Source organism: Agromyces sp. MMS24-JH15 (assembly GCF_043518605.1).
Lineage (GTDB): Bacteria > Actinomycetota > Actinomycetes > Actinomycetales > Microbacteriaceae > Agromyces.
Window position 1 is genome coordinate 798,360 of the sequence record NZ_CP171358.1, and the last position, 22,062, is coordinate 820,421.

The following is a 22,062-nucleotide window of genomic DNA, read 5'->3' on the forward strand; positions in this document are numbered from 1 at the left end:
GGACGTGAACATTTCCCTTGTGTTTCACTCTGTGACGTACGTGTAAGTCATTGTGGGCCGCGGCATCGGGGGAGGCAAGAGCCATGCACGCTGGATCCGTGCAGATCGACGGATCGTCGCCGAGCGACATCGCCGCGAGCGTCGCGCGCCTCATCACGAGCGGCGAGGTCGCCCCCGGCGAGCGCCTCCCGACCGTCCGCGCGCTCGCCGCACAGCTCGGCGTGAGTCCGGCCACCGTCAGCCAGGCGTGGCAGGCGCTCGCGCGCGCCGGCCTGATCGAGTCGCGCGGGCGCGCCGGCTCGTTCGTCCGCCGACGCGACGGCACGTGGCTCCCGCCGCGCACGCAGGGACTCGCGGGACACCTCGGCCCGTCCCGGCTCGACCTGTCGCGCGGCACGCCCGATCCGCTGCTCCTGCCGCGGCTCGAGCGCGCGCTCGCACGCGTGTCGGCGAGCGCCGAGACGCCCAGCTACCACGACCTGCCGGTCGTCCCCGAGCTCGAGCGCGTGCTGCGCGAGGGCTGGCCATACGAGGCCGAGGGGATCACGGTCGTCGACGGCGCCCTCGACGCGGTCTCGCGGACGCTCGAGGCATCCGTCCGCTTCGGCGACCGGGTCGCGGTCGAGGTGCCCGGCTTCCCGCCCTTCTTCGACCTCATCGAGGCGCTCGGCGCCGCCCCCGTGCCGGTCGCGCTCGACGCCGAGGGCATGACCCCGGAATCGCTGCGCGCCGCGCTCGCCCGCAAGCCCCGCGCGATCGTGCTCCAGCCCCGCGCGCAGAACCCGACCGGCGCGTCCATGACGGCCGAGCGCGCCGAGGAGCTCGCCACGGTGCTGCGCACCCATCCGAACGGCGCCGACGTCCTCGTCGTCGAGGACGACCACTCGGGCCAGATCTCGACGTCGGCCGACGTGAGCCTCGGCCGGTGGCTGCCCGACCGGGTCGTGCACGTGCGCAGCTTCTCGAAGTCGCACGGTCCCGACCTGCGGATCGCCGCGCTCGGCGGCCCCGCCGCCGTCCTCGACCAGGTCGTCGCCCGCCGCATGCTCGGCCCGGGCTGGACCTCGCGCATGCTCCAGCGCATCCTCGTCGCGCTGCTCACCGACGGCGAGTCGATGGACGAGGTCGCCGAGGCCACGCGCCAGTACTACGCCCGCCAGCGCGCACTCGCGAACGCACTCGCGGAGCACGGCGTCGAGGCGCCGCGCTCGGACGGCATCAACACCTGGATCCCCGTGCACGACGAGCGGTTCGCGCTCGTGCAGCTCGCTGCGGCGGGCATCCGGGTCGCGCCCGGTTCGCCGTTCCTGGCGCCCGACACCGCGGGCGCGGGCGAGTTCGTGCGCGTGACGGCCGGCATGATCCGAGCGGATGCCTCGGGCGTGGCCTCCGCGATCGCCGCCGCCGCGCTGCCGCACCCGCCCGGGGTGTACTCGCTCGAGCACCGGTGGGCGTGACGGCCGAGCAGCCCGCCGGTCCTCAGTTCGTCGCCGATGGGGCATCCTCGCGGATGAGGATCGTGAGGAAGGCGTGGTTGATGAACAGGCGCTCACGACCGACCTTGAGGTCGTGCAGCGTTCCGAGGGCGACGAGTTCATTGAGCCACTTCGTCGCGGTCGGTCGAGACACGTTGCAGCGCTCGATGACGTTGGCGATGCGGCAGTACGGCTGTTCGAACAGCACCTCGAGCAGATCGGAGTTGGATCCGGCACTCGTGATTCGGACCTGCTCCCGCACCCGGGCCTGGAGGGCTTGGATCGCGTCGATCTTCACGAGGGTTGCCCGCGCGGTTTCCCGCACCGCGTCGAGCATGTACACCACCCAGGGCTCCCAGTCACCGGCGCTGGTGACGGCGAGCAGCAGCCGGTAGTACTCGTCCTTGTGGGCGATGATGTACCGCGACAGGTACAGGATCGGCGCCTGCAGCAACCCGGCATCCACGAGCATCAGGATGTTCAGGATGCGCCCGGTTCGGCCATTGCCGTCGGCGAAGGGGTGGATCGCCTCGAACTGGTAGTGCGCGACGGCCATCCTGACGAGCGGATCCGTTTCCGCCGAGCCATGGAGGAAGTCCGCCCAGTTGGCGAGCTTCCGCCTGATCACGTCCGCCCCGGTCGGCGGCGTGTAGATGGCCCGGCGGGTGACGGGGTTCGCGATGATCGTGCCCGGGAGGTTGCGCACGTCGATGTCACGACGATGGATCATCGAGCAGATGTCGATCGCCGTCGAAGCCGAAAGCGGACGTGTCTCGATGCTTCGAAGTCCTGCGAACAGCGCGGTGCGGTATCGCAGCGTCTCCTTCGTCTCCGGCGTTGCGATGCCGGAGTCATCGTCGGCGAAGCGGAACAGCTCGTCGGTCGTCGTCACGATGTTCTCGATCTCGGAGCTCGCCTGCGCCTCGAGGATCGGGATCGAGTTGAGCAGCACCGCGGGGTTCGGCATGCGCCTGGCCGCCTGATCGAGCGCAGCGAGCGCCGACCGGGCCTCGATCGCTGCTTTGAGCACCGTGTTCGTCTCGATCGGCACCGACGGGGGCAGCTCGGGAAGCGCGTTGTACGGTTCGTCGGGTCGCCAGCTCACGTGTCAACCGTAGTCACATATCCTCCAGACATGTAAAAAAATCCGGCAAATCTTTACACGTTCTGGCGACGTGTCAAACGGTTCGACCCATGCACGGTGTCGCGCGTCAGCGACCGTCGAACCCGTGCCCGTCATTGAACCGCGAGGACGACGACCGGTAGCCTGCCCGCAGGGGTCGGGGGGCTGAGGGGGTCGTATGACGACGACGGATACCGAGCGGCGTGCACCCGAGGCATCCTCGCCCGATACCTCGCCGACCAGGGCCAGGCGGATCGTCTCGTTCCTGGCGCGCGTGCCGTTCACGCTCTCGCTGCTCGCCGCGCTCCTCCTCGTCGGCCTGTTCACCGGCACGCTGACCTCGCCCGCGAGCGAGGCACCGTGGTACGAGACCTTCGCATACGGCGTGCCCTCGTTCAGCGACTCGCGCTGGTGGACGACGGTGACGGGCACGTTCCTGGTCACCGCGCCGTGGGGGTACGTGCTGCTCGCGATCCTGATCCCGCTCGGCGTCGGGTCGCTCGAACTGCGCCGCGGCACCGCGCGTGCGGCCGCCTACTTCACGGGCGGCCAGGTGCTCTCGGTGGTCGGCGCGGCGATCGTGATCGCCGGGTTCGCCGAGATGGGCTCGCACTGGGCCGAGTCGCTCGTCACGCAGGTCGACGTCGGGCCGTCCGGCGGGGTGTTCGCCTGCCTCACCGCGGCCTGTGCGAGCCTCCCCGCCCCGTGGCGCGGCCGGTCCATGCTCGTCCTCACCGAGTACGCGCTCGTGAGCCTCATGTTCCTCGGGTCCATCGCCGACGTGATCCATGCCATCGCGGTCGGCATGGTGCTGCTCATCAAGGTCGACTCGTTCCGGAAGCCGACCGTGCGCGAGCAGCGCTTCGTCGCGGTCGTCCTGTTCGTCGGGCTCATCGTGGTCGAGCTCGTCGCCTCGCTCGTGCCGACCACCGGCCCGTTCGGGACGACGCAGGTCGGCGGCGTCGACGTGATCGACGTCGGATTCGACCTGCTCGTCGCGATCGTCATGATCACCGGGCTCCGCCGGGGCACCCGAGCGGCGTGGATCCTCGCCGTGGTCCTCGTGGGCCTGAACGTGCTCGTCGGCGCGCTCGCCGTGTTCCTCATCGCGCACCCGGAGCTGTTCGGCACGCCCGAGGGATACGACGAGCGGGAGGGGCTCGCGTTCGCCTCGGCGACCGGCTTCCTCTGGACGGTCATGCTCGCGTGGCTGCTCATCTGCCGACGGGCGTTCCGCGCGCGCCTGCGCCGCAGGCTCCCGGGCGACCGCGGCGCCGAGCGGCCGGGCGCCCGCATCGACGAGGCGCGCGACGTCGTGCGGAGCGTCGGCGGCGGCCCGCTCTCCTGGATGGCCACGTGGGACGACAACCGCCACTTCTTCGGCTCCGACCACGGCTCGGTCGTCGCGTACCAGACGCATCAGGGCGTCGCCATCGTGCTCGGCGACCCGATCGCCCCGCCCGAGGCGCTGTGCGCCACGCTCACCGAGTTCATCGACGCGGCCGAGCACGCCGGGTTCGTCGCGACCGTCTTCGGCGCGAGCGCGGCGGCCCGCGCCGCGATGCCGGACGGCTGGCACGCGCTGCAGATCGCGGAGGACACGATCGTGGACCTGCCCGGCCTCGAGCTCACGGGCAAGCGGTGGAGCCAGGTGCGCCAGGCGCTGAACCGCGCCGAGCGGGAGGGCGTGCGGTTCCGGATGACGACGCTCGCGTCCGAGCCGCGATCGGTGCGCGCCCAGGTCACCGCCATCTCGGAGGAGTGGGTCGGCGACAAGGGTCTGCCCGAGATGCGGTTCACGCTCGGATCGATCGACGAGGCCCTCGACCCCGCGGTGCGGCTGGCGCTCGCCGAGGCCGCCGACGGCACCGTCGACGGCTTCCTCAGCTGGCTGCCCGTCTACGCGCCGGGCGGCGAGCCGACGGGGTGGACGCTCGACCTCATGCGGCGGCGCGACGGCGGCTTCCCCCAGGTCATGGAGTTCCTGATCGGGTCGTCGCTCGTCACCCTCCGCGACGAGGGCGCCGCCTTCCTCTCGCTGTCGGGCGCGCCGCTCGCGCGCTCCGAGGTCGACGACGACGTGGAGCCCATCGAGCGCGTCCTCGACCAGCTCGGGGGCATCCTCGAACCGGCCTACGGCTTCCGCTCGCTGCACCGGTTCAAGCAGAAGTTCAACCCGCGCGCCGCGCCGATGTTCCTGCTCTACCCCGACGAGGCCGACCTCCCGCGCATCGCGCTCGGCCTGGTCCGCGCGTACCTGCCCGACGCGACCGTGCCCCAACTCGTGCGCGCCGGGGTCTCGATCCGCCCCTGACGCGCCCCTTCCCTTCCCGCGGGTGTCGCGTTCGAATCCGCTTCCGGTACTCGAAGCACGGCGCGCAGAGGTTCCGACGCGAGGACCTGCTTCCGGCGGCAGCGCAGCCTCGGCCGCAGGGCCCGCACGGCCGTCTAGGCTGGCCCGATGCGGATCACGGTGCTCGCGGGCGGCGTCGGCGGCGCACGGTTCGTGCGCGGCGTGCGCGAGGAGGTGCGCAGGCGCTTCCCCGACGGGGCGGGCGGGAGCGAGGCATCCGTCGACGTCGTCGTGAACACCGGCGACGACCTCTGGCTCGCGGGCGTGCGGCTCTGGCCCGACTTCGACTCGCTGCTCTACGCGCTCGCGGGCGTGAACGACACCGAGCGCGGGTGGGGGCGCGCGGGCGAGACCGAGCGCGTCGCGGCCGAGCTCCGCGAGTGGGGCGTCGGCTGGCCGTGGTTCACGCTCGGCGACCTCGACCTCGGGACGCACCTCGCGCGCACGGCGTGGCTCCGCGAGGGCCTCGCGCCGGCGCAGGTCGCCGAGCGGCTGCAGGCACGCTGGCCGCTCGGGGTGCGACTGCTCCCGGCGACCGACGCCGAGGTCGACACGCACGTCCTGGTCGACGATCCGGATGCCCCGGGCGGCGCGGATGCCCCGGGCGGCGGCGCACCGACGCGGGAGCTCCACTTCCAGGAGTGGTGGACCCGCTACCGCGCGACCCTGCCCGCGCGCGAGTTCCGCCAGCGGAACCTCGGGACGGCGCGCCCCGCTCCCGGCGTGGTCGAGGCGATCGCGGACGCCGACGTCGTGCTCGTCGCACCCTCGAATCCGGTCGTGTCGATCGGCACGATCCTCGCGATCCCGGGCATCCGCGAGGCGCTCGCGGCGACGGATGCCCCGGTCGTCGGCGTCTCCCCCATCATCGGCGGCGCCGTCGTGCGCGGCATGGCCGACGCGTGCCTGTCGGCGATCGGCGTGCAGACGGATGCCGCGGCCGTCGCCCGGCACTACGGGGCCCGGCACTCCGAAGCCCGGCACTACGGGGCCCGCTCTGACGCGACCGGCGCGGCGGACACTACGGACGGCGCCCGAGGCCTGCTCGACGGCTGGCTCGTCGCCGAGGAGGACGCGGCCGAGGTCGACGGGCTCCGCGCCGACGGCTTCGCGGCGCGTGCGGTGCCGCTTTGGATGCGCGACCTCGAGACGTCCGCCGCGCTCGCGGGCGCGGCGCTCGACCTCGCGCTGCCCGGACCCTGAGCAGCGACGTTCCGACCGGCCGGGGCCGCTGAGCGGTTCAGCGACCCCGGATCGTCGGCGAACCCGGGATCGTCACCGACCCGGGGTGATCGCCGATCTCAGATCGCGCAGCCGGCGGCGCGGGCCGCGGCGTACGGGAAGCCGGGCACCGGGCCCGGGCCGCGCTGCGGGTAGCAGAGGTAGTTCCACGTCTTGGGTCCGACGATGCCGTCGGCGACGAGTCCGACGTTCCGCTGGACGGAGATCACGGCGGCCCTGGTCGCCGGGCCGAAGGCGTTGTCGACGGCGATCTTGTTCTGGATCTTGTCGTTCAGGAGCTGCTGGATGTAGCCGATGCAGGAGGAGTAGCCACCCTGCGAGTAGTTGTAGTCCACGCAGCGGCCTGCGGCCTCGGCGGGGGCGGGCGCGGCGCCGACAGCGCCCACGGTGCCGGCTGCGGCGAGCGAGAAGGCGGCGAGCGCCAGGGCGAGTTTGTGACGACGAGTGCGGGTGGGCATGCAGGGTGTCCTTCCCGGCGGCACCGTGCCGCCGAACCGGACCTGAGCCTACGGTTCCGCGGACGCGGTCACGATGGGGACCACTCCCCGCCCGCCGGTCCGCCCGTCCGCTCGTCCCCTCCCCATTCAGGATGGGAGCGGCGATGTCGGCTCTCATCCTGAAATGGGCGCGAGGTCTGAAATGGGGCCGAGGTCTGAAATGGGGGCGAGGTCGTAGACTGGCAGCGACCGCCGGTCGTGCTGTGACCGGTTTCGATGGCCCGGGCTGTGGGCCGTGAGTCCCCGACATTCGTCGGTTGCACCGAACTCACCGTCGTCTCCCCTGCCCGGAGGTCCCATGCCCGCGCTCCCCATGCGCTCCCGTCGTCCCCGACCGAACCGTCTGCGCCGCCGTCACGCCGCGCCGATCGCGGCCCTGCCGCTCGTGGCGCTCGCCCTCGCCGGCTGCGCCGCCCCCGCCTCCTCGCCCGACGCCGGCTCAAACGCCGACGGCGGTGCGGCGGCGGCCGCGGCATCCTCGTACCCGCTCACGGTCGACAACTGCGGCACTGAGGTCACGTTCGATCACGCGCCCGAGCGGGTCGTCACGGTCAAGTCGTCGACGCTCGAGCTGCTCGTCGCCCTCGGCGTCGCCGACCGGGTCGTCGGCAGCGCGTTCAGCGACGGACCGGTGCCCGACGAGATCATCGGCGCCGTCCCGGCCGACCCGGCGGACGCGGCATCCGGCATCGAGGTCGTGAGCGACAAGGTGCCGTCGCAGGAGGCGACGCTCGCGCTCGAGCCCGACCTCGTGTTCGCCGGCTGGGAGTCGATCCTCACCGCCGACGGCGCGGGCGACCGCGCCCTGCTCGAGCAGCTCGGCGTGCACACGTACGTCGCGCCCGCGGCCTGCAAGACCGAGGGCTACATGCCCGACCCGCTCACGTTCGACGAGGTGTTCCGCGAATTCGAGGAGGCCGGGGCGATCTTCGGCGTGCCGGACGCCGCGGCCCACCTGGTCGCCGAGCAGCAGGCCGCGCTCGACGCGATCGAGCCGAGCGACGCCGGCTGGTCGGCGCTCTGGTACTCGTCCGGCGACGACACCCCCTTCGTCGGTGCCGGCATCGGCGCGCCGCAGATGATCATGGATGCCGCGGGCCTCGACAACGTCGCGGCCGACGTCCACGACACCTGGACCTCGATGGGCTGGGAGGCGATCGTCGCCGCGAACCCCGACGTCATCGTCCTGGTGGATGCCCCGTGGAACACCGCCGACCAGAAGATCGAGAAGCTCCGCGCCAACGCGGCGACGGCCGCACTGCCCGCCGTGCAGGAGGCCCGCTTCGTGGTCGTCGACTTCCCCTCGACCGAGGCGGGCGTGCGGAACGTCTCCGCGGTGCAGTCGCTGGTCGAGCAGCTCGGGGCGCTGCGCTGATGTCCCCCGCCGTCGGTGGAGGAGCCCCGCCCGGGGCTCGAGCAGCACCGCCCCACGGTGGTCGAGCGGCGCCGCCCGAGGGGACCCTCATCGAGGCCGACGCGATCGAACGGCACCCCGATACGGGCCGGGCTCCCGGTGCCCTCCCTCCGCACCCCGCTCGCCCGACCATGGCCGCGCCGCTCGCCTGGGGCGCCGCGCTCGTGTTCGCGCTGCTCGCCTCGATCGTGGCGGCCGTCGTCGTGGGCCCCGCCGGGCTCGCACCGGCCGACGTCTGGCAGAGCCTGCTCGCGCATCTCGGGATCGGGTCCTCCAGCCTGCCGCCGTTGCAGGACGCGATCGTCTGGGAGCTCAGGATGCCCCGCGTGCTCGCCGCGGCCGCGGTCGGCGCCGGGCTCGCGCTGTGCGGTGGCGTGATGCAGGCGCTCACCCGCAATCCGCTCGCGGACCCGTACCTGCTCGGCCTGTCGTCCGGGGCATCCGTCGGCGCCGTCGTGGTCCTGGTGCTCGGACTCGGCCTGGTGCTGCCCGTCGCCGCGTTCGCGGGCGCGCTCGCCGCGCTCGCCGCCACCCTCGGCCTGGCCCGCGCGGCCGGCGGCCTCAGCCCGACGACGACCGTGCTCGCGGGCATCGCGGTCTCCGCGGTCTTCGGCGCGGTGACGAGCCTGGTCATCTTCTGGAGCGCGACGACCGACAGCTACCGCGAGATCCTGAACTGGCTGCTCGGCTCGTTGGCGGGCGCCGACTGGTCCTCGGTCGCGCTCGCGGGCGGCGCGCTGGTCGTGGTCGGCGGGCCGCTGCTGCTCACCGGGCGCACGCTCGACGCGTTCACGTTCGGGGACGCCGCCGCCGCCGCGCTCGGCGTGCATGTCGCACGCACCCGGATCCTGCTCCTGGTCGCGACCGCGCTGCTGACGGGAGCCCTCGTCGCGGTGAGCGGCGCGATCGGGTTCGTCGGCCTGATCCTGCCGCACGCGGTCCGCCTGGTGGCGGGCTCGGGGCACCGCGCGCTGCTGCCGCTGTCCGCGCTCGCGGGCGCCGTGTTCCTGGTCTGGGTCGACACCGGGGCGCGCACGCTGTTCGATCCCCGCGAGCTGCCGGTCGGGATCCTCACCGCGCTCGTCGGCGGCCCGGTGTTCGCGGTGCTCCTGATCCGCGCGAGGAGGGCGGCATGACTGCCTCGGACACCCGCGTGGATGCCACGACCGGCGCCGCCGCGACGAATGTCGCGCCCGAGGCATCCCCGCCCGAGGCATCCGCGCTCGAGGTCGCCCGTCTGGGCTTCGCCCGGCGCGACCGGATCGTGCTCGAGGAGATCGGCCTCGAGGTGCCGCGCGGGGCCGTCGCGGCGCTCGTGGGCCCGAACGGCGCGGGCAAGAGCACGCTGCTGCACCTGCTGGCGGGCGTCGAGCGTCCGGCGGCGGGCACCGCGCTGCTCGCGGGCGACGACCTCACGTCCCTCCCCCGGCGGGAGCGCGCACGGCGCATCGCCCTCGCCGAGCAGGAGACCCGGGACGCCCGCACGCAGGGCCTGCGCGTCGCCGACGTCGTCGCGCTCGGCCGCATCCCGCACCAGGGCGCGTGGGGCGGCGACCGAGCGGTCGACCGCGAGGTCGTCGCGCACAGCCTCGCGGCCGTCGGCGCCGCCGAGTTCGCGGCGCGACCCTACGACGAGCTCTCGGGCGGCGAGCGCCAGCGGGTGAATCTCGCCCGTGCGCTCGCGCAGGAGCCGGAGCTGCTGCTCCTCGACGAGCCGACCAACCACCTCGACGTGCGTGCGCAGCTCGTGACCCTCGACCTGCTGCGACGGCTCGCCGCGGGCGGGCTGACGGTGCTGGCCGCGCTCCACGACCTCGGGCTCGCGGCGTCGTACGCCGATCACGTCGTCGTGCTCGCCGAGGGCCGGGTGGTCGCGGCCGGACCGACGGCCGAGGTGCTCACCGCCGGGCTCCTCCGCACGGTCTGGGGGGTCGACGCCGAGGTGACGACGCATCCGCGCACCGGGACGCCGGTGGTGCACTACCTCGGCATCGCGAGCGGCGGCGGGGCCGGCCGGGCGTAGCCTTTGGGCATGACCGAGCGCGACACCCGGGCCGAGTTCCTGGACTCCATCGCCGCCGAGTTCCTGCACCTGCGACCGACCGGGCGCCGGCTCGTCGCGGTCGAGGGCGAGGATGCCGCGGTCGCCGCGCGCCTGGCCGACGACCTGGCCGTCGCGCTCGGGCGGCGGGGGCAGCACGCGGTGCGGCTCTCGATCGGCGATGTCGACGAGGCGGCCCTGCGCGCGAGCGTCGTCGACCCCTTCCGGGCGCAGTCGCTCGCCGTCGCCGATGGCTCGGACACGGTCCTCGTCGTCGACGGCCGGCGCCTGCACGACCTCTCGGTCGTCGGCGTCTGGCACTTCTCGGTCTGGACGCTCCAGGGCGACGCGCTGCCCCACACCGGGGCCACGGTGATGGTCGACGCGACCGATGAGTCCGCGCCCACCCGGTACCTCCTGGACTACTGCGCCGTCCCGCGAAGCGTCGGCGACCTGCGCTGATCCGCGCGGAAGCGAACCGGCCGGGCCCTCAGCTCAGCACGTCGCGCGTCGTGAACCGGGCGATCGCGAGCACACCGAACACGAGGACGTACGCCCCCTGCAGCAACGCGTTCGCGGCGAACGAGTCCCACACGATCGGCGAGCGCAGCAGGTCGGCGAAGTCGAGCCAGCGATCGGTGAACAGCCATGGATGCCACGCCTCGAGCTGCGGGATCGACCCGACGATCTGCGACGCCACCGCGAGGATCGCCGTCGCGGCCATCGCCCCGATGGGCACGGTCGTGAGGGTGGACAGGAACAGTCCGATCGCCGAGAGCCCGAGGAGCGAGACGGTCGCGTACGCGGCGATCGCGAGGAAGCGCAGGAGCCCCTCGCCCACCGACACCTGCGCGCCCGACAGCAGCGTCACCGGGCCGATCGGGAACAGGGCCCAGCCGACGAGCGTGCCGACGACGACGAGCGTCGACGTCGCCGCGAGGCAGAACGCGGCGGCCGCGAGGTACTTGACGACGAGCAGGCGGATGCGCCCGGCCGGTGCGATCAGCAGGTAGCGAAGGGTGCCGTGGCTCGCCTCCCCGGCGATCGCGTCGCCCGCGGTCACGGCGATCGTGAGCGGGAGGAACAGCGGGATGGCGACCGTCATCGCCGCGACGCCGACGAAGAGCCCGTTGTCGGTGACCTGGTCGAGGAACGCCGGCCCGCGGCCCGCACGGGTCGCCCCGGCGATGCGCAGCGCGACGGCGATCAGGATCGGGATGAGCGCGAGCGCGCCGAGCATCGCCCAGGTGCGCCACCGCCGGAAGAGCGTCGCCAGTTCGTTCCCGAGCAGCCGGAGGGTGCCCGACGCGGCCCGGCGCGGCCGAAGCCCGGATGCCCCGGTCGCGCTCACGCCCGGGCCCCCGGGGGTGGCCCCGGCCTCGGTCCCGGTCCGGGTCCCGGCGACCGCCGACGCATCCGCCTCAGGCGACGACATCGAAGCCCTCCCCCGTGAGCTCGACGAACCGCTGTTCGAGGCTCGCCCGTTCGACCGCGAACCCGCGCACCCGCACGCCGTCGGCCACGAGCGCGGCGACGATCGCCTCGGGCCGGAGGTCGGACGCGGCATCCGCCGCGCCCGCAGCCGACACGTCGGCACGGCGTGCGTCGGCGCCGGGCGCGTCCGGGTCCGCGTCCGCGTCCGCGATCGTCCCCGTGACCACGTCGAGGTCGGATGCCCCGTGCCCGTCGTCGACCGCGACCCCGAGCCGCGCGAGCACGCGTCGGGCGGCCGCGGCATCCGGCGTGCGCACCTCGATGCGCACATGCCCGCCCGAGCGGCGGAACTCCTCGATCGTGCCCTGCGCGACGAGCCGGCCGCCGCTCATGACGCCCACGTGCGTGCACAGCTGCTCGACCTCCGCGAGCAGGTGGCTCGACACGAACACGGTCGTGCCGTCCGCCGCGAACGAGCGCACGAGCGAGCGGACCTCGCGCGTGCCCTGCGGGTCGAGTCCGTTCGTGGGTTCGTCGAGCACGAGGAGGTCCCGGGGCATGAGCAGCGCGTTCGCGAGGCCCAGGCGCTGCTTCATGCCGAGCGAGTAGGCGTGCGCCTTCTTGCCCGCGGCGTGCGTCAGCCCGACCCGGTCGAGCGCGTCCGCGGCGCGAGCGGCGCGGGTCGCCGGGTCCGAGTGCCGATCGGCGGCGTCGAACCGGCGCAGGTTCGCGGTCCCGGTCAGGAACGGCGAGAACGCCGGGCCTTCGACGAGCGCGCCCACCCGTGGCAGCACCGCGTCGAGCGAGCGCGGCATCGGTGCGCCGAGCACGTGGACCTCGCCCGCGGTCGGCCGGACGAGCCCGAGCAGCATCCGGATCGTCGTGGTCTTGCCCGACCCGTTCGGCCCGAGGAACCCGTACACCGCACCGCGCGGCACGACGAGGTCGATGCCGTCGACCGCGGCGTGCGCGCGGAACCGCTTGGTGAGCCCGTGCGTCTCGATCGCCAGGTCGCCGTCGGCCCGCCCGCTCACCGCCGGACCGTCAACGCCCGGCCTGCGCGGCCTCGACGAGCCGCTCCGCGGGGACCGCGCCGACGAGGACCCGGCCGTCGTCCGTGAACAGCACCGACACGAGCGCGGTCTCGAGGACCCGCCCGCCGTCGACCGGCGTGGTCGCGCGCTCCAGCACGGCGGATGCCTCGTCACCGGCGCCCTCGGGCAGGTCGCCGGCCTGCGGACCGCCCGAGGCCCCGCCCTCGGCGGGCGCCGGGAACTCGACGACGGCCGACCAGCCGTCGCCGTGCACGACCGGACCGGTCGCCTCCTCCGAGGTCGCGCCGGCCTGGTCGTCGCCGTGCTCCGACGGGACCGGGAGCTCGCGCTCGACCACGGTGTAGTCCGCTCCCGGCTCGAAGGCGAACACCGAGGCATCCGGCGCCGTGAACGAGATGTCCGTGAAGGCGACGCTGAACGCGGGCTCGTCGGCGCCGCGCGCGGTGATCGACGCCGCGAGCGGCACCCCGTGCTCGCCGTCGATCGCGACGCGCACCTCGCCGACGAGCGTGTCGTCGGTCCTCGGCGCGAGGACGAGTTCGTAGACGTCACGGCCCGCGACCCGGCCGTCGGTGCCGACCGTGACCTCGGTGGTCTCGTCGAGGTCGGCGAGGGCCCGGTCGAGGACCTCCTCGGGCGTCGGGGCATCCGTGGCGCTCGGCGTGGAGCCGTGCTCGAATTCCTCGAGGTCGATCTCGTCGGGCCTCGTGAAGCGGGTCGCGGTCTTGGTCTCGGAGTCGACGAACCAGGCTTCGTGCGCCTCGCCGTCGACGTAGACGTTCCGCTCGGCGAGCCGGTCGAGCACCTGCAGCCGCGCCTGCTCGCCGTCGAGGTACACCTTCGCGGTGTGCGACCCGGTCGCGAGCGCGAGCAGATCGTCGAGGTCGGCCGGCTCGCCCGCGCCGTCGCCGGTCTCGCCCGACCCTTCGCCGGCGTCGCCGCCGCTCCCCGGGACGAGCCCGTCGAGGTCGGGGAGGCCGAGCTCCGAGTCCTGCTCGATCGTGCCCGAGAGGGCGTCGACGTCGCTCGCCTGCGCGAACGCGATCAGTTCCTCGACGCTCTTGTCGGGCAGGTCGACCGCGGCCGACGCGGTCAGCGGCAGGAAGACGCCGGCGCCGATCGCGAGCGGGACGCCGACCGCCGCGACCCATGTCAGGATCTCGCGCCGGGACGCGGACCGGCGAGGGGCGGTGCTCATCCCCTCAGGCTACGCCGATGGGAGGCATCCGGCGCCGAATCCCGGGCACTGATCAGGATGCCCCGGCCGGCGACGGATCCCGGAACCGGCTCAACCGGTTACGCGCCCGCCCGTGCCCGCAGCCGCGGCGCGAGGTCGCGCTCGAACAGCTCGAGGAACCGGCGCTGGTCGTGGCCGGGCGCGTGGAACACGAGGTGGTCGAAGCCCCAGTCGACGTACTGGCCGATCTGCTCGACGACCCGGTCGGGGTCGCTGCCGACGATCCAGCGCTTCGCGATCTGCTCGATCGGCAGCGCGTCCGCGGCCCGCTCCATCTCGACCGGGTCGCTGATGTCGTGCTTCTGCTCGGCCGAGAGCGACAGCGGCGACCAGAACCGAGTGTTCTCGAGCGCGAGTTCGTCGGTCTCCTCGTACGACAGCTTGATCTCGATCATGCGGTCGAGCGCGGCGTAGTCGCGGCCGTCGGAACGGGCGTCGACGCCCTCCTTGACCGCCGGGATGAGCTGGTCGACGTAGAGCTCGGCGCCCTTGCCCGACGTGCAGATGAACCCGTCGCCCGCGCGCCCCGCGTACTTCGCCACGGTCGGGCCGCCGGCGGCGATGTACACCGGCACCGGGACATCCGGCCGGTCGTAGATCGACGCGTCGTGGGTCGAGTAGTACTCGCCCTCGAAGTTCACCTGGCCGTCCTCGGTCCAGAGCGCGCGCATGAGCCGCACCGACTCGCGCAGCCGCGCGAACCGCTCGCGGAACTCGGGCCAGTCCTGCTCGCCCGCACCGCGGTAGCCCGTCGCGATCTCGTTCAGCGCCTCGCCCGTGCCGAAGCCCGCGATGATCCGGCCCGGGTAGAGGCATCCGAGCGACGCGAACGCCTGCGCGAGCACGGCCGGGTTGTATCGGAACGTCGGCGTCATGACGCTCGTGCCGATGCGGATCGACGAGGTGCGCTCGCCGACCGCGGCCATCCAGGTCAGCGAGAACGGGGCGTGCCCGCCCGTGTGGCGCCACGGCTGGAAGTGGTCGCTCGTCCACACCGACTCCATGCCGTGCGCCTCCGCGGCGACGGCGATCTCGACGAGTTCACGCGGCGCGAACTGCTCGGCGGAGGCCTTGTATCCGAGGGTGAGGGTCATCCTCCGATCCTCCCACGCCCCTCACCCGGCGAGGGCCGCCGTCGTGGCGGGGCCGACGCCGAGCGCGACGGCCTCCGCGAGCGCCGCGGCCGTGTCGACGTCGCGACGCAGCGACGTCCACGAGGACGACGAGGATGCCCCGAGCTCGACGAACCCCGCCTCGGCGTGCCGCGCGGCCGACCCGTCGCCGAAGTGCGCCGCGAACCCGACCCCGGCCCGTGCGGTCGCGAGCGTCGTGCCGGTGCCGTCCGCGTCGCGCACGAAGGCGAGCGGATGCCCCGCCGCGTCCGCGAGCGCGTCGGCGAGGTCCTCCGACCGGAGGCACGGCAGGTCGCCGAGCAGCACGGCCACGTCCCCCGGCCCGGCCGCGCGCACGCCGTCGGCGATCGCCGCCCGGAGGCCGGTCCCGCCCGACTCGGCGACGTACTCGGCACCCGCGGCCTCGGCGGCACGTCGCGTCGCGTCGGCCTCGCCGACCACGAGCACGCGCCGGACGCCCGCCGCGCCGACCGCCGCCGCGAACGTGTCGACGGCGAACGCGGCCGCGAGCCGTTCCCGCGCGGCGGGATCGAGGTCGGGTGCGAGCCTCGTCTTCGCGCGCGTCGGCGCCTTCACCGGGATGACGACGGTCCAGTCGGGGTCTCGAGACGCGTCCGACCCCGTCGGTCGCTCCTCGACCACCGCGGCCGGCTGGGCATCGGCGGTCATCGCCGAAGACCCGGCAGCACGTCCCGGCCGAACACCTCGAGGAACGTGCGCTGGTCGCGGCCGACGTTGTGCAGGTAGATGCGGTCGAACCCGAGGTCGAGGGCGCGCTGGATGCCGGCGCGGTGCCGATCGGGGTCGGCGCCGATGAGCACCCGGCCCTCGAAGTCCTCGGGCCGGACGGTCCGCGCGACGTGCTCGAAGTCGAACGGCGAGCGGATGTCCCCCGCGGGATCCGCAGGCCCGCGATGGGCCACTCGGCAACGGCGTTCGCGAGCGCCTCCTCGTCGGTCGGCGCCCACGACAGGTGCAACTGCAGCACCTTCGGCATGCGCGACGCATCCCGGCCGACCTCGCGCGCGCCCTCGGCGAAGCGCTTCAATAGGATCGGCAGCCGGTCGTCGTCGGGCGCGCCCGTCGTGATGAGGCCGTCGACCGTGCGACCCGCGCGCTTCGCGGTCACCGGGCCGCCCGCCGCGACGAGGATCTGCGGCGCCCGCTCGGGCATGGTCCACAGGCGGGTCGACTCGAGCTTGAACCACTGCCCCTGGAAGCGCGTGTCGCGGCCGGCGATCGACGACGAGAACAGCCGCTTGATGAGGTCGACCGCCTCGAACATGCGGTTGATGCGCTCGGGCGCCTCCGGCCAGTACCGGCCGACGACGTGCTCGTTGAGCGCCTCGCCCGACCCGATGCCGAGCCAGTGGCGGCCGGGGTGCATCGCCGCGAGCGTCGCCGAGGCCTGGGCCACGACGGCGGGATGCATCCGGAACCCGGGCGTCGTGACGCCCGGCCCGAAGTCACCGGTCGTGCGCGCCGCGATCGACGCGAGCACGCTCCAGACGAAGGATGACTCGCCCTGCGCCGGCAGCCACGGCTGGAAGTGGTCGCTCGCCATCGAGCCGCTGAAGCCGTGCCGCTCGGCGAGTTCGGCGAACCCGACCGCCTCGGCCGGCGGGAAGCGCTCGAGCATGACGGCGTAGCCGATGCGGGGGGTCATGCCTCAATCCTGCCGTGCCGGCGGGTCACGCCCGCAGCGATCCCTCCGCCTGGGCCTCGTCGAACCCGGCGCGGTAGCCCTCGTCGTACGCCTCGTCCGCGCCCTGGCGGAACAGGTCGCGCTCCGCCGGCCGGATGATGCTCCGCGCTCCCGGCAGGTCGAGGTCGCCGACGTAGCGGCCGAGTCCCCGCACGATCGCGACCGGCACCCCGGCCGACTTGCCCTTCACGAGCTCCGCGGCCCCCGCGATCTCGTCGGCCACGCACGGCATCGTGACCGCGAGCGGCTTGCCCGAGGCATCCACCGACCCCCGGAGGTCCTCGAACACCTGCACGCCGGCCGCGCCGATCGCGAGGTCGGTCTGCCCCTCGCGCCACGCACGTCCGACCGTGTCGGTGATGATGACGCCCACGTGCGCACCGGTGAGGGCGCGCAGGCCCGTCGCGAGTTCGCGCGCCGACGCGTCCGGGTCGAGCGGGAGCAGGAGCACCGTGCCGTCCGGCGCGTTCGACGCGTCGACGCCCGCGGCCGCCTGCACGATGCCCTGCCGGTTCTCGACGATGCGGGTCACGCCGCCGTCGAACGCGCGCGACGCCACGATGCGCACGGTCTCGGCGGTGATCGCGTCCTCGCGGTCGTCGGCCTGGACGATCCGGCCCTCGGCCTTCGACACGATCTTCGAGGTCACGACGACGACGTCGCCGTCCTCGAGGTCGGATGCGGCGGCGATGATGCCTGGCAGGTCCGCGCCGACGTGGATCTCGCCGATGCCCTCGACGCCCTCGACGCTGAATCGCACTCGCACCCCCTGGTCGGTTCCACGCCATCATTGCAGGTCGGCGACGGCGGCTGCCAGACTGCCCCGCATGGGATGGGAGCAGGCGCCGGTCGCGACCGAGCCGCGTCGTGTCATCGTGTGGGACCTGGTGCTGACCATCGTGCTGATCGTGGTGCTGATCGGCGTGACCGCGGTCCTCTGGGTCCTGTCGTTCTTCCTCGCGTTCGCGGGCGACTCCTGCGGCGCGGTCGAGTGCGACTACGACGTCATCGGCACCGGGTTCGTCGTGGCGATGTTCGGGCCGATCATCGCGGCCGTGCCGCCGATCGTCGCCGCCGTGATCGTGCTCGTCTTCAAGCGGATCGCGTTCTGGATCCCCCTCGTCGGCATCGCGCTCGTCATCGCGGTGTTCGTCGTCGGCGTCCTGATCACGGTCTCGGGGGTGCCGGGCGCGACGCTCTGAGGGCGTGCGCCTTCGCGCGTCAGAGCTCGTCGATCGGCGCGTCGAACACGAGCGGCGTGTGCAGCAGCACGGGGTCGACCTGCCCGGGCTCGGCGCTCAGGAACCGGAACTCGATCGTCTGGGCCTGGCCGGGAGTCAGCCGCACCTCGGCCTGCACGACGGCCTGGTCGCCGTCCTTGCGCGAGGTCTGCGAGACCTGCTTCCCGTCGACGTAGACCCCGCCCTCCCACGCGCCCGGCGGCGCGTAGACGGTCAGGATGGTCATGATCTCGCCCGCGGCGTGATCCTCCTGCCACAGCCCGAGGGCGTCCGGTGCGAGCACCGAGAGGTCGCCCTCCGTCACGCGGTTCGACATCGTGACCTGGACGGTGACGTCGGCGAGTCCGTCCGGCCGCTCGACGGCGGCCCCGACGCCGAAGGCGACGTCGAGGTAGGGGCCCATCTTGCCGCCGGTCGAGTCGTTGAAGTACACGGCGTAGGCCTCGGGCCCCGCGGCGAACTGCGCGGCGCGTTGGCCCGCGAACGAGGATGCCTCGACCGCGGCCTGCTCATCGGGATCCGCGCTCCAGATGGCGACGCGCTGCTGCTCGGCCCCCCGCATCACGGCGTCCAGGAGCCGCCCGGCGTTGCCCTCGCCGTCGGCGACCGACGAGAAGACCTCGGCGGCGACGTCGCGGAACCAGTCGTCGCGCTGGTCCTGGTCGGTGCCGTTGCGGTAGGGCGCCACGAGCAGCGCCATCACCGCGTCGGAGCCCTCGAGCGGGGCCCCGTCGATCATGATCGGGCCGATCGCGTCGAGCACGTACGAGAGTGCGACCGGATCGATGGCGATCACGCCGTCCACGGGTTCGCCGAACTGCCGCTGCCACATCGCGGCGGTGAGCTCGCCGGTCTGGGCGAAGTCCGGCGTCATCGTGACGTCCTGGATGAACCGGCCGGGCTGGTCGCCCCACACGGCGAACGTGCCCTCGGGGACCTCGAGCGACTCCGTGGGCTTCCACGGGAACTCGTCGGTGGCGGCCTGCCGCCCCAGCCGGAGCGCGCCGTCGTCGACGTGGATGACCGCGAACGCGCCCGGGATCCCGCCCGCCGACCGGAGCTCCGCGTTGTTGAGCGCGAGCAGCAGGTAGTCCCTGGGCCCGTCGGCGCCGAGCGCGGCCGGCATCAGGGAGACCGCGGAGTCGATCCCCGACGCGATCGTCGAGGCCTCGGCGAGCACCTCGGAGAACTTCGCGCGCGCCTCCTCGACCGGCCCGAACAGTCCCTCCGGATCGACGGCGTCCACCTCCTCGGACGCCCGACCCACCGCGAGCGCCGCCTGGTGGAGCGCCGGCGAGGCCGCGGCGAGCGCCTCGGTGTCGACGCTGCCGTCGGCCCGTCGGAGGGCGTTCGGGTCGATGTCGTCCGCGATCGCGATGAGCGGGTCGACGGCGTCGGTCGCGACGTGGTCGAGCGCTCCCGCGATGACGCGGACCGCCGCGAGGTCGTCGCCCACGACGGGCACCGCCTCGGCGCCCCGCCAGACCGGATCGCTCGTGAGCGATGCCGCCGTGTGCGCGTGGCCGACGAGCCGCTCGGCGGCGTCGGCCGCCTCGCCGACCTGCCCGACCGTGAGCGCGGACTTGACCTCCTCGCCCGCGGCGGCGGCGGCTTCGAGCTCGCCCTTCGCGAGGAGCCCGCGGACGACGACCCAGGTCGCGGCGAGGAGGACGAGCAACACGACGAGGCCCACCGAAAGCCACACCACGCGCCTGCGCGACATCGGTGGACCCCCGGCGGGCCTCGTCGTCATGGGCTACTCCGCGCGAGTCCGCCGACGACGGACCAGCGCCAGCACGAGGCCGAGCACGACCGCGGCGCCCGCGGCGATGCCGACGGGCAGCGTCCAGGCGCTCACGCCGGTGTGCGCCAGCGGGTCGCCGGTCGAGGAACCGCCGGTCCGCACGAGGTTGCCGGGGTCGGTGCAGTTGGGCGTCGCCGCCGGGTAGCTCAGGGCGACGTCGTACTCCGGGTTGACCTTGAGGGTCGCGGACGTGACGGACCGGGTCCAGGCGAGGTTGCCCGTGGTCTGCTTCCACGTGCCGTTGACGAACTCCCAGCCGGGCCATCCGTTCGCCTTGCCGTTCGCGTCGACCGACGCGCCCGGCCAGAGCTTCTTGCCCGAGAGCTTGCCCTTCTCGAGGGTGCCGAGCGAGAGGTCGTAGGACTCGCCGCCGGCGCCGTGCAGGACGAGGGTGACCTCGCTGGCGTCGACCTCGCCGTCCGGGTCGGTGAGCACGACGTTGAAGCTGATGTACGGTGCGTCCGAGTTGCAGACGCCGACCGCGGTCGATCCGGCGAGGGAGGGGTCCCGGGGGTCGGGAGTGGGGACGTAGTTCTCCGCGTGCGCGGCGGCTGCGCCGGTCAAGGTGAGCGCAGCGGTGAGCAGGATTCCAGCAGTGATTCGACGCATGGTCGTCGCCTCGTTCGGGTAGCGCCAACGTAGTGGCGGGAAGACGGATTCGGGGGAGGGTGCGGGTTCGGGATCGGGTGCTGCAGCGCTGAGCATATCGCTCGGCATGGATCCGGGAATCCCCCCGAACTGGTGGGGCCGAGTGCCGCGTGTACCCGCATGCAATAGCATCCCCGCCATGAGGGTCGGCGACGAGATCCCGGGCGACGGGCGGACCGAGACGCTCGTCCAGCGGGCGGACCGCAACTGGAACGACATCATGCAGGAACTGCGGGCCGTGCAGACCGGTACGCAGCTCATCACGGGCTTCCTGCTCGCCGTCGCCTTCCAGCCGAGGTTCCTCGACCTGGACGAGTACGAGGTCACCCTGTACCTCGTACTCATGGTGCTCGCCGGACTCGCGACGCTGCTCGGCCTCGCCCCGGTGATCATGCACCGCCAGCTCTTCGGCCGGCGGCAGAAGCGCCGCCTCGTGCGGACGGCGAACCGGATGCTGATCATCCTGCTCGTCGTCGTCTCGCTGCTCTCGGCGGGCGTCGTGAGCCTCGTCTTCGACGTCGTGATGGGCCGGGTCGCCGGCTTCATCGCGCTCGGGCTCGGCCTCGTGATCCTCACCGTGTTCTGGACCGTCGTCCCCCGCCTCGGCCGGCGCGACGACGAACTGCCGGACCGGGCGTCCTGACCGGTCCGAACCGGCTTGCTCCCGGGCCCGGGCCGTCCGCCCGCGTGGGCGCGTCGTCCTACGCTTGATCGCATGCGCATCGCCACCTGGAACGTCAATTCCATCCGCGCCCGCCACGGCCGCATCGTCGACTGGCTGGTGCGCGAGGACGTCGATGTGCTCGGCATGCAGGAGATCAAGTGCAAGCCCGAGCAGTTCCCCTACGAGGCGTTCGAGGCCGCCGGCTACGAGGTGGTCGCGCACGGCCTGAACCAGTGGAACGGCGTGGCGTTCGCGAGCCGGCTGCCGGTGACCGAGGTCGAGACGCACTTCCCGCTGCAGCCCGGCTTCCTCAAGGGCCATGACGGCCCCGAGCTGCCCCTCGAGGCGCGCGCGATGGGCGTCACCGTCGAGGGCGTCCGACTCTGGAGCCTGTATGTCCCGAACGGCCGTTCGCTCGGCGACCCGCACTACACCTACAAGCTCGACTGGCTCGCCGCCCTCACGGACTTCACGCGGGCCGAGGTCTCGGCGCATCCCGCGCGCCCGTTCGCGCTCATGGGCGACTTCAACATCGCGCCGTTCGACGTCGACAACGGCGACCCGACCGTCATCGTCGGGCAGACGACGCACGTGTCCCCGGAGGAGCGCGCGGCCTTCGCCGCGCTCGAGGGCGCGGGCGTGTCCGACGTCGTGCGCAGCCGGGTCCCCGAGGGCCTGTTCACCTACTGGGACTACAAGCAGCTGCGGTTCCCCCGCAACGAGGGCCTGCGCATCGACTTCGTCCTCGGCTCGCCGGCCTTCGCGGAGCGCGTCGCGGATGCGTCGATCCACCGCAACGAGCGCAAGGGGGATGCCCCGAGCGACCACGTGCCCGTGCTCGTCGAGCTCGCCGACGCCGGGGCCGACGACGCCGACGACGACTTCGACCGGCCGATGTTCCTCTGATGCCCGCGCCCGCGAGCCGGCGCGCAGAGGCCCCGGCCGGGCCGGCGCAAGGGGCTGGCCGCTCCCGGCCGCCGCGGCTAGCCTCGGTCC

Annotated in this window: 20 protein-coding genes and 1 pseudogene; 10 read left to right on the forward strand and 11 right to left on the reverse strand. The window is 73.4% G+C overall.

The features are described from left to right. The first annotated feature begins 83 nt into the window (after positions 1-83). Entirely contained in the window at positions 84-1,457 is a 1,374-nt protein-coding gene (locus tag ACDF64_RS03580) for an aminotransferase class I/II-fold pyridoxal phosphate-dependent enzyme (RefSeq protein WP_394553448.1), read from the forward strand. A 22-nt stretch (positions 1,458-1,479) separates the two neighbouring features. Here ACDF64_RS03580 and ACDF64_RS03585 read toward each other — a convergent pair whose 3' ends face one another. Next, on the reverse strand, positions 1,480-2,580 hold the full coding sequence (locus ACDF64_RS03585) for a Fic family protein (protein ID WP_394553449.1): 1,101 nt from the start codon (positions 2,578-2,580) through the stop codon (positions 1,480-1,482). A gap of 196 nt (positions 2,581-2,776) precedes the next feature. On the opposite strand from ACDF64_RS03585, the gene ACDF64_RS03590 reads away from it, so the two are divergent. Then, entirely contained in the window at positions 2,777-4,912 is a 2,136-nt protein-coding gene (locus ACDF64_RS03590; RefSeq protein ID WP_394553450.1) for a bifunctional lysylphosphatidylglycerol flippase/synthetase MprF, read from the forward strand. Between the two features lie 147 nt (positions 4,913-5,059). Beyond that, complete coding sequence (cofD, locus tag ACDF64_RS03595) at positions 5,060-6,154, forward strand: 2-phospho-L-lactate transferase (RefSeq protein ID WP_394553451.1); 1,095 nt, start codon at positions 5,060-5,062, stop codon at positions 6,152-6,154. A gap of 98 nt (positions 6,155-6,252) precedes the next feature. On the opposite strand, the gene ACDF64_RS03600 is transcribed toward cofD, so the two are convergent. Beyond that, positions 6,253-6,651 carry a peptidoglycan-binding protein gene (locus tag ACDF64_RS03600; RefSeq protein WP_394553452.1) on the reverse strand — a complete coding sequence of 133 codons (399 nt, stop codon included), beginning with the start codon at positions 6,649-6,651 and terminating at the stop codon, positions 6,253-6,255. A gap of 337 nt (positions 6,652-6,988) precedes the next feature. On the opposite strand from ACDF64_RS03600, the gene ACDF64_RS03605 reads away from it, so the two are divergent. The 4 genes from ACDF64_RS03605 (at position 6,989) to ACDF64_RS03620 (ending at position 10,607) form a co-directional block, all read left to right on the forward strand. Next, positions 6,989-8,065 (forward strand): putative F420-0 ABC transporter substrate-binding protein, encoded by a 1,077-nt coding sequence (locus ACDF64_RS03605; RefSeq protein ID WP_394553453.1) that lies wholly within the window; start codon positions 6,989-6,991, stop codon positions 8,063-8,065. Positions 8,066-8,235: 170 nt separating this feature from the next. Continuing rightward, positions 8,236-9,240 carry a putative F420-0 ABC transporter permease subunit gene (locus ACDF64_RS03610; RefSeq protein WP_394553454.1) on the forward strand — a complete coding sequence of 335 codons (1,005 nt, stop codon included), beginning with the start codon at positions 8,236-8,238 and terminating at the stop codon, positions 9,238-9,240. Next, positions 9,237-10,127 (forward strand): ABC transporter ATP-binding protein, encoded by an 891-nt coding sequence (locus ACDF64_RS03615; RefSeq protein WP_394553455.1) that lies wholly within the window; start codon positions 9,237-9,239, stop codon positions 10,125-10,127. The genes ACDF64_RS03610 and ACDF64_RS03615 overlap by 4 nt, the downstream gene beginning before the upstream one ends. Before the next feature lie 9 nt (positions 10,128-10,136). Further along, positions 10,137-10,607, forward strand: coding sequence for a hypothetical protein (locus tag ACDF64_RS03620; protein ID WP_394553456.1), 471 nt, complete (start codon positions 10,137-10,139; stop codon positions 10,605-10,607). 28 nt (positions 10,608-10,635) lie between these two features. Here the strand turns inward: ACDF64_RS03620 and ACDF64_RS03625 are convergent, their stop codons facing one another. The 7 genes and pseudogenes from ACDF64_RS03625 to cofE all read right to left on the reverse strand — a co-directional run bounded on the left by ACDF64_RS03625 (position 10,636) and on the right by cofE (position 17,469). Further along, complete coding sequence (locus ACDF64_RS03625; protein ID WP_394553457.1) at positions 10,636-11,580, reverse strand: ABC transporter permease; 945 nt, start codon at positions 11,578-11,580, stop codon at positions 10,636-10,638. Beyond that, positions 11,567-12,613 carry an ABC transporter ATP-binding protein gene (locus ACDF64_RS03630; RefSeq protein ID WP_394553458.1) on the reverse strand — a complete coding sequence of 349 codons (1,047 nt, stop codon included), beginning with the start codon at positions 12,611-12,613 and terminating at the stop codon, positions 11,567-11,569. Before ACDF64_RS03630 ends, ACDF64_RS03625 begins: the two co-directional genes overlap by 14 nt. 10 nt (positions 12,614-12,623) lie before the next feature. Beyond that, positions 12,624-13,832 (reverse strand): outer membrane lipoprotein carrier protein LolA, encoded by a 1,209-nt coding sequence (locus ACDF64_RS03635; RefSeq protein ID WP_394553459.1) that lies wholly within the window; start codon positions 13,830-13,832, stop codon positions 12,624-12,626. Between the two features lie 98 nt (positions 13,833-13,930). Beyond that, positions 13,931-14,965: a glucose-6-phosphate dehydrogenase (coenzyme-F420) gene (gene fgd / locus ACDF64_RS03640; protein WP_394553460.1), complete on the reverse strand. Its 1,035-nt coding sequence runs from the start codon at positions 14,963-14,965 to the stop codon at positions 13,931-13,933. 21 nt (positions 14,966-14,986) lie between these two features. Further along, positions 14,987-15,673: a 2-phospho-L-lactate guanylyltransferase gene (cofC, locus tag ACDF64_RS03645; RefSeq protein ID WP_394553461.1), complete on the reverse strand. Its 687-nt coding sequence runs from the start codon at positions 15,671-15,673 to the stop codon at positions 14,987-14,989. Further along, a pseudogene (locus tag ACDF64_RS03650) lies at positions 15,670-16,670 on the reverse strand (TIGR03557 family F420-dependent LLM class oxidoreductase). The gene cofC and the pseudogene ACDF64_RS03650 overlap by 4 nt, the downstream one beginning before the upstream one ends. A 25-nt stretch (positions 16,671-16,695) precedes the next feature. After that, positions 16,696-17,469 carry a coenzyme F420-0:L-glutamate ligase gene (gene cofE, locus ACDF64_RS03655; RefSeq protein WP_394553462.1) on the reverse strand — a complete coding sequence of 258 codons (774 nt, stop codon included), beginning with the start codon at positions 17,467-17,469 and terminating at the stop codon, positions 16,696-16,698. 67 nt (positions 17,470-17,536) lie between these two features. Between cofE and ACDF64_RS03660 the strand changes: the two genes are divergently transcribed. Beyond that, a complete protein-coding gene (locus tag ACDF64_RS03660) occupies positions 17,537-17,911 on the forward strand; it encodes a hypothetical protein (RefSeq protein ID WP_394553463.1) in 375 nt (124 codons plus the stop codon). Positions 17,912-17,930: 19 nt separating this feature from the next. Here the strand turns inward: ACDF64_RS03660 and ACDF64_RS03665 are convergent, their stop codons facing one another. Further along, positions 17,931-19,631, reverse strand: coding sequence for a DUF4012 domain-containing protein (locus ACDF64_RS03665; protein ID WP_394553464.1), 1,701 nt, complete (start codon positions 19,629-19,631; stop codon positions 17,931-17,933). A gap of 75 nt (positions 19,632-19,706) precedes the next feature. After that, entirely contained in the window at positions 19,707-20,363 is a 657-nt protein-coding gene (locus ACDF64_RS03670) for a cell wall protein (RefSeq protein WP_394553465.1), read from the reverse strand. A gap of 178 nt (positions 20,364-20,541) precedes the next feature. Between ACDF64_RS03670 and ACDF64_RS03675 the strand changes: the two genes are divergently transcribed. Both ACDF64_RS03675 and ACDF64_RS03680 read left to right on the forward strand, forming a co-directional pair. Next, on the forward strand, positions 20,542-21,045 hold the full coding sequence (locus ACDF64_RS03675) for a DUF6328 family protein (protein ID WP_394553466.1): 504 nt from the start codon (positions 20,542-20,544) through the stop codon (positions 21,043-21,045). A 72-nt stretch (positions 21,046-21,117) separates the two neighbouring features. Next, positions 21,118-21,972: an exodeoxyribonuclease III gene (locus tag ACDF64_RS03680; protein WP_394553467.1), complete on the forward strand. Its 855-nt coding sequence runs from the start codon at positions 21,118-21,120 to the stop codon at positions 21,970-21,972. Positions 21,973-22,062: the final 90 nt, after the last annotated feature.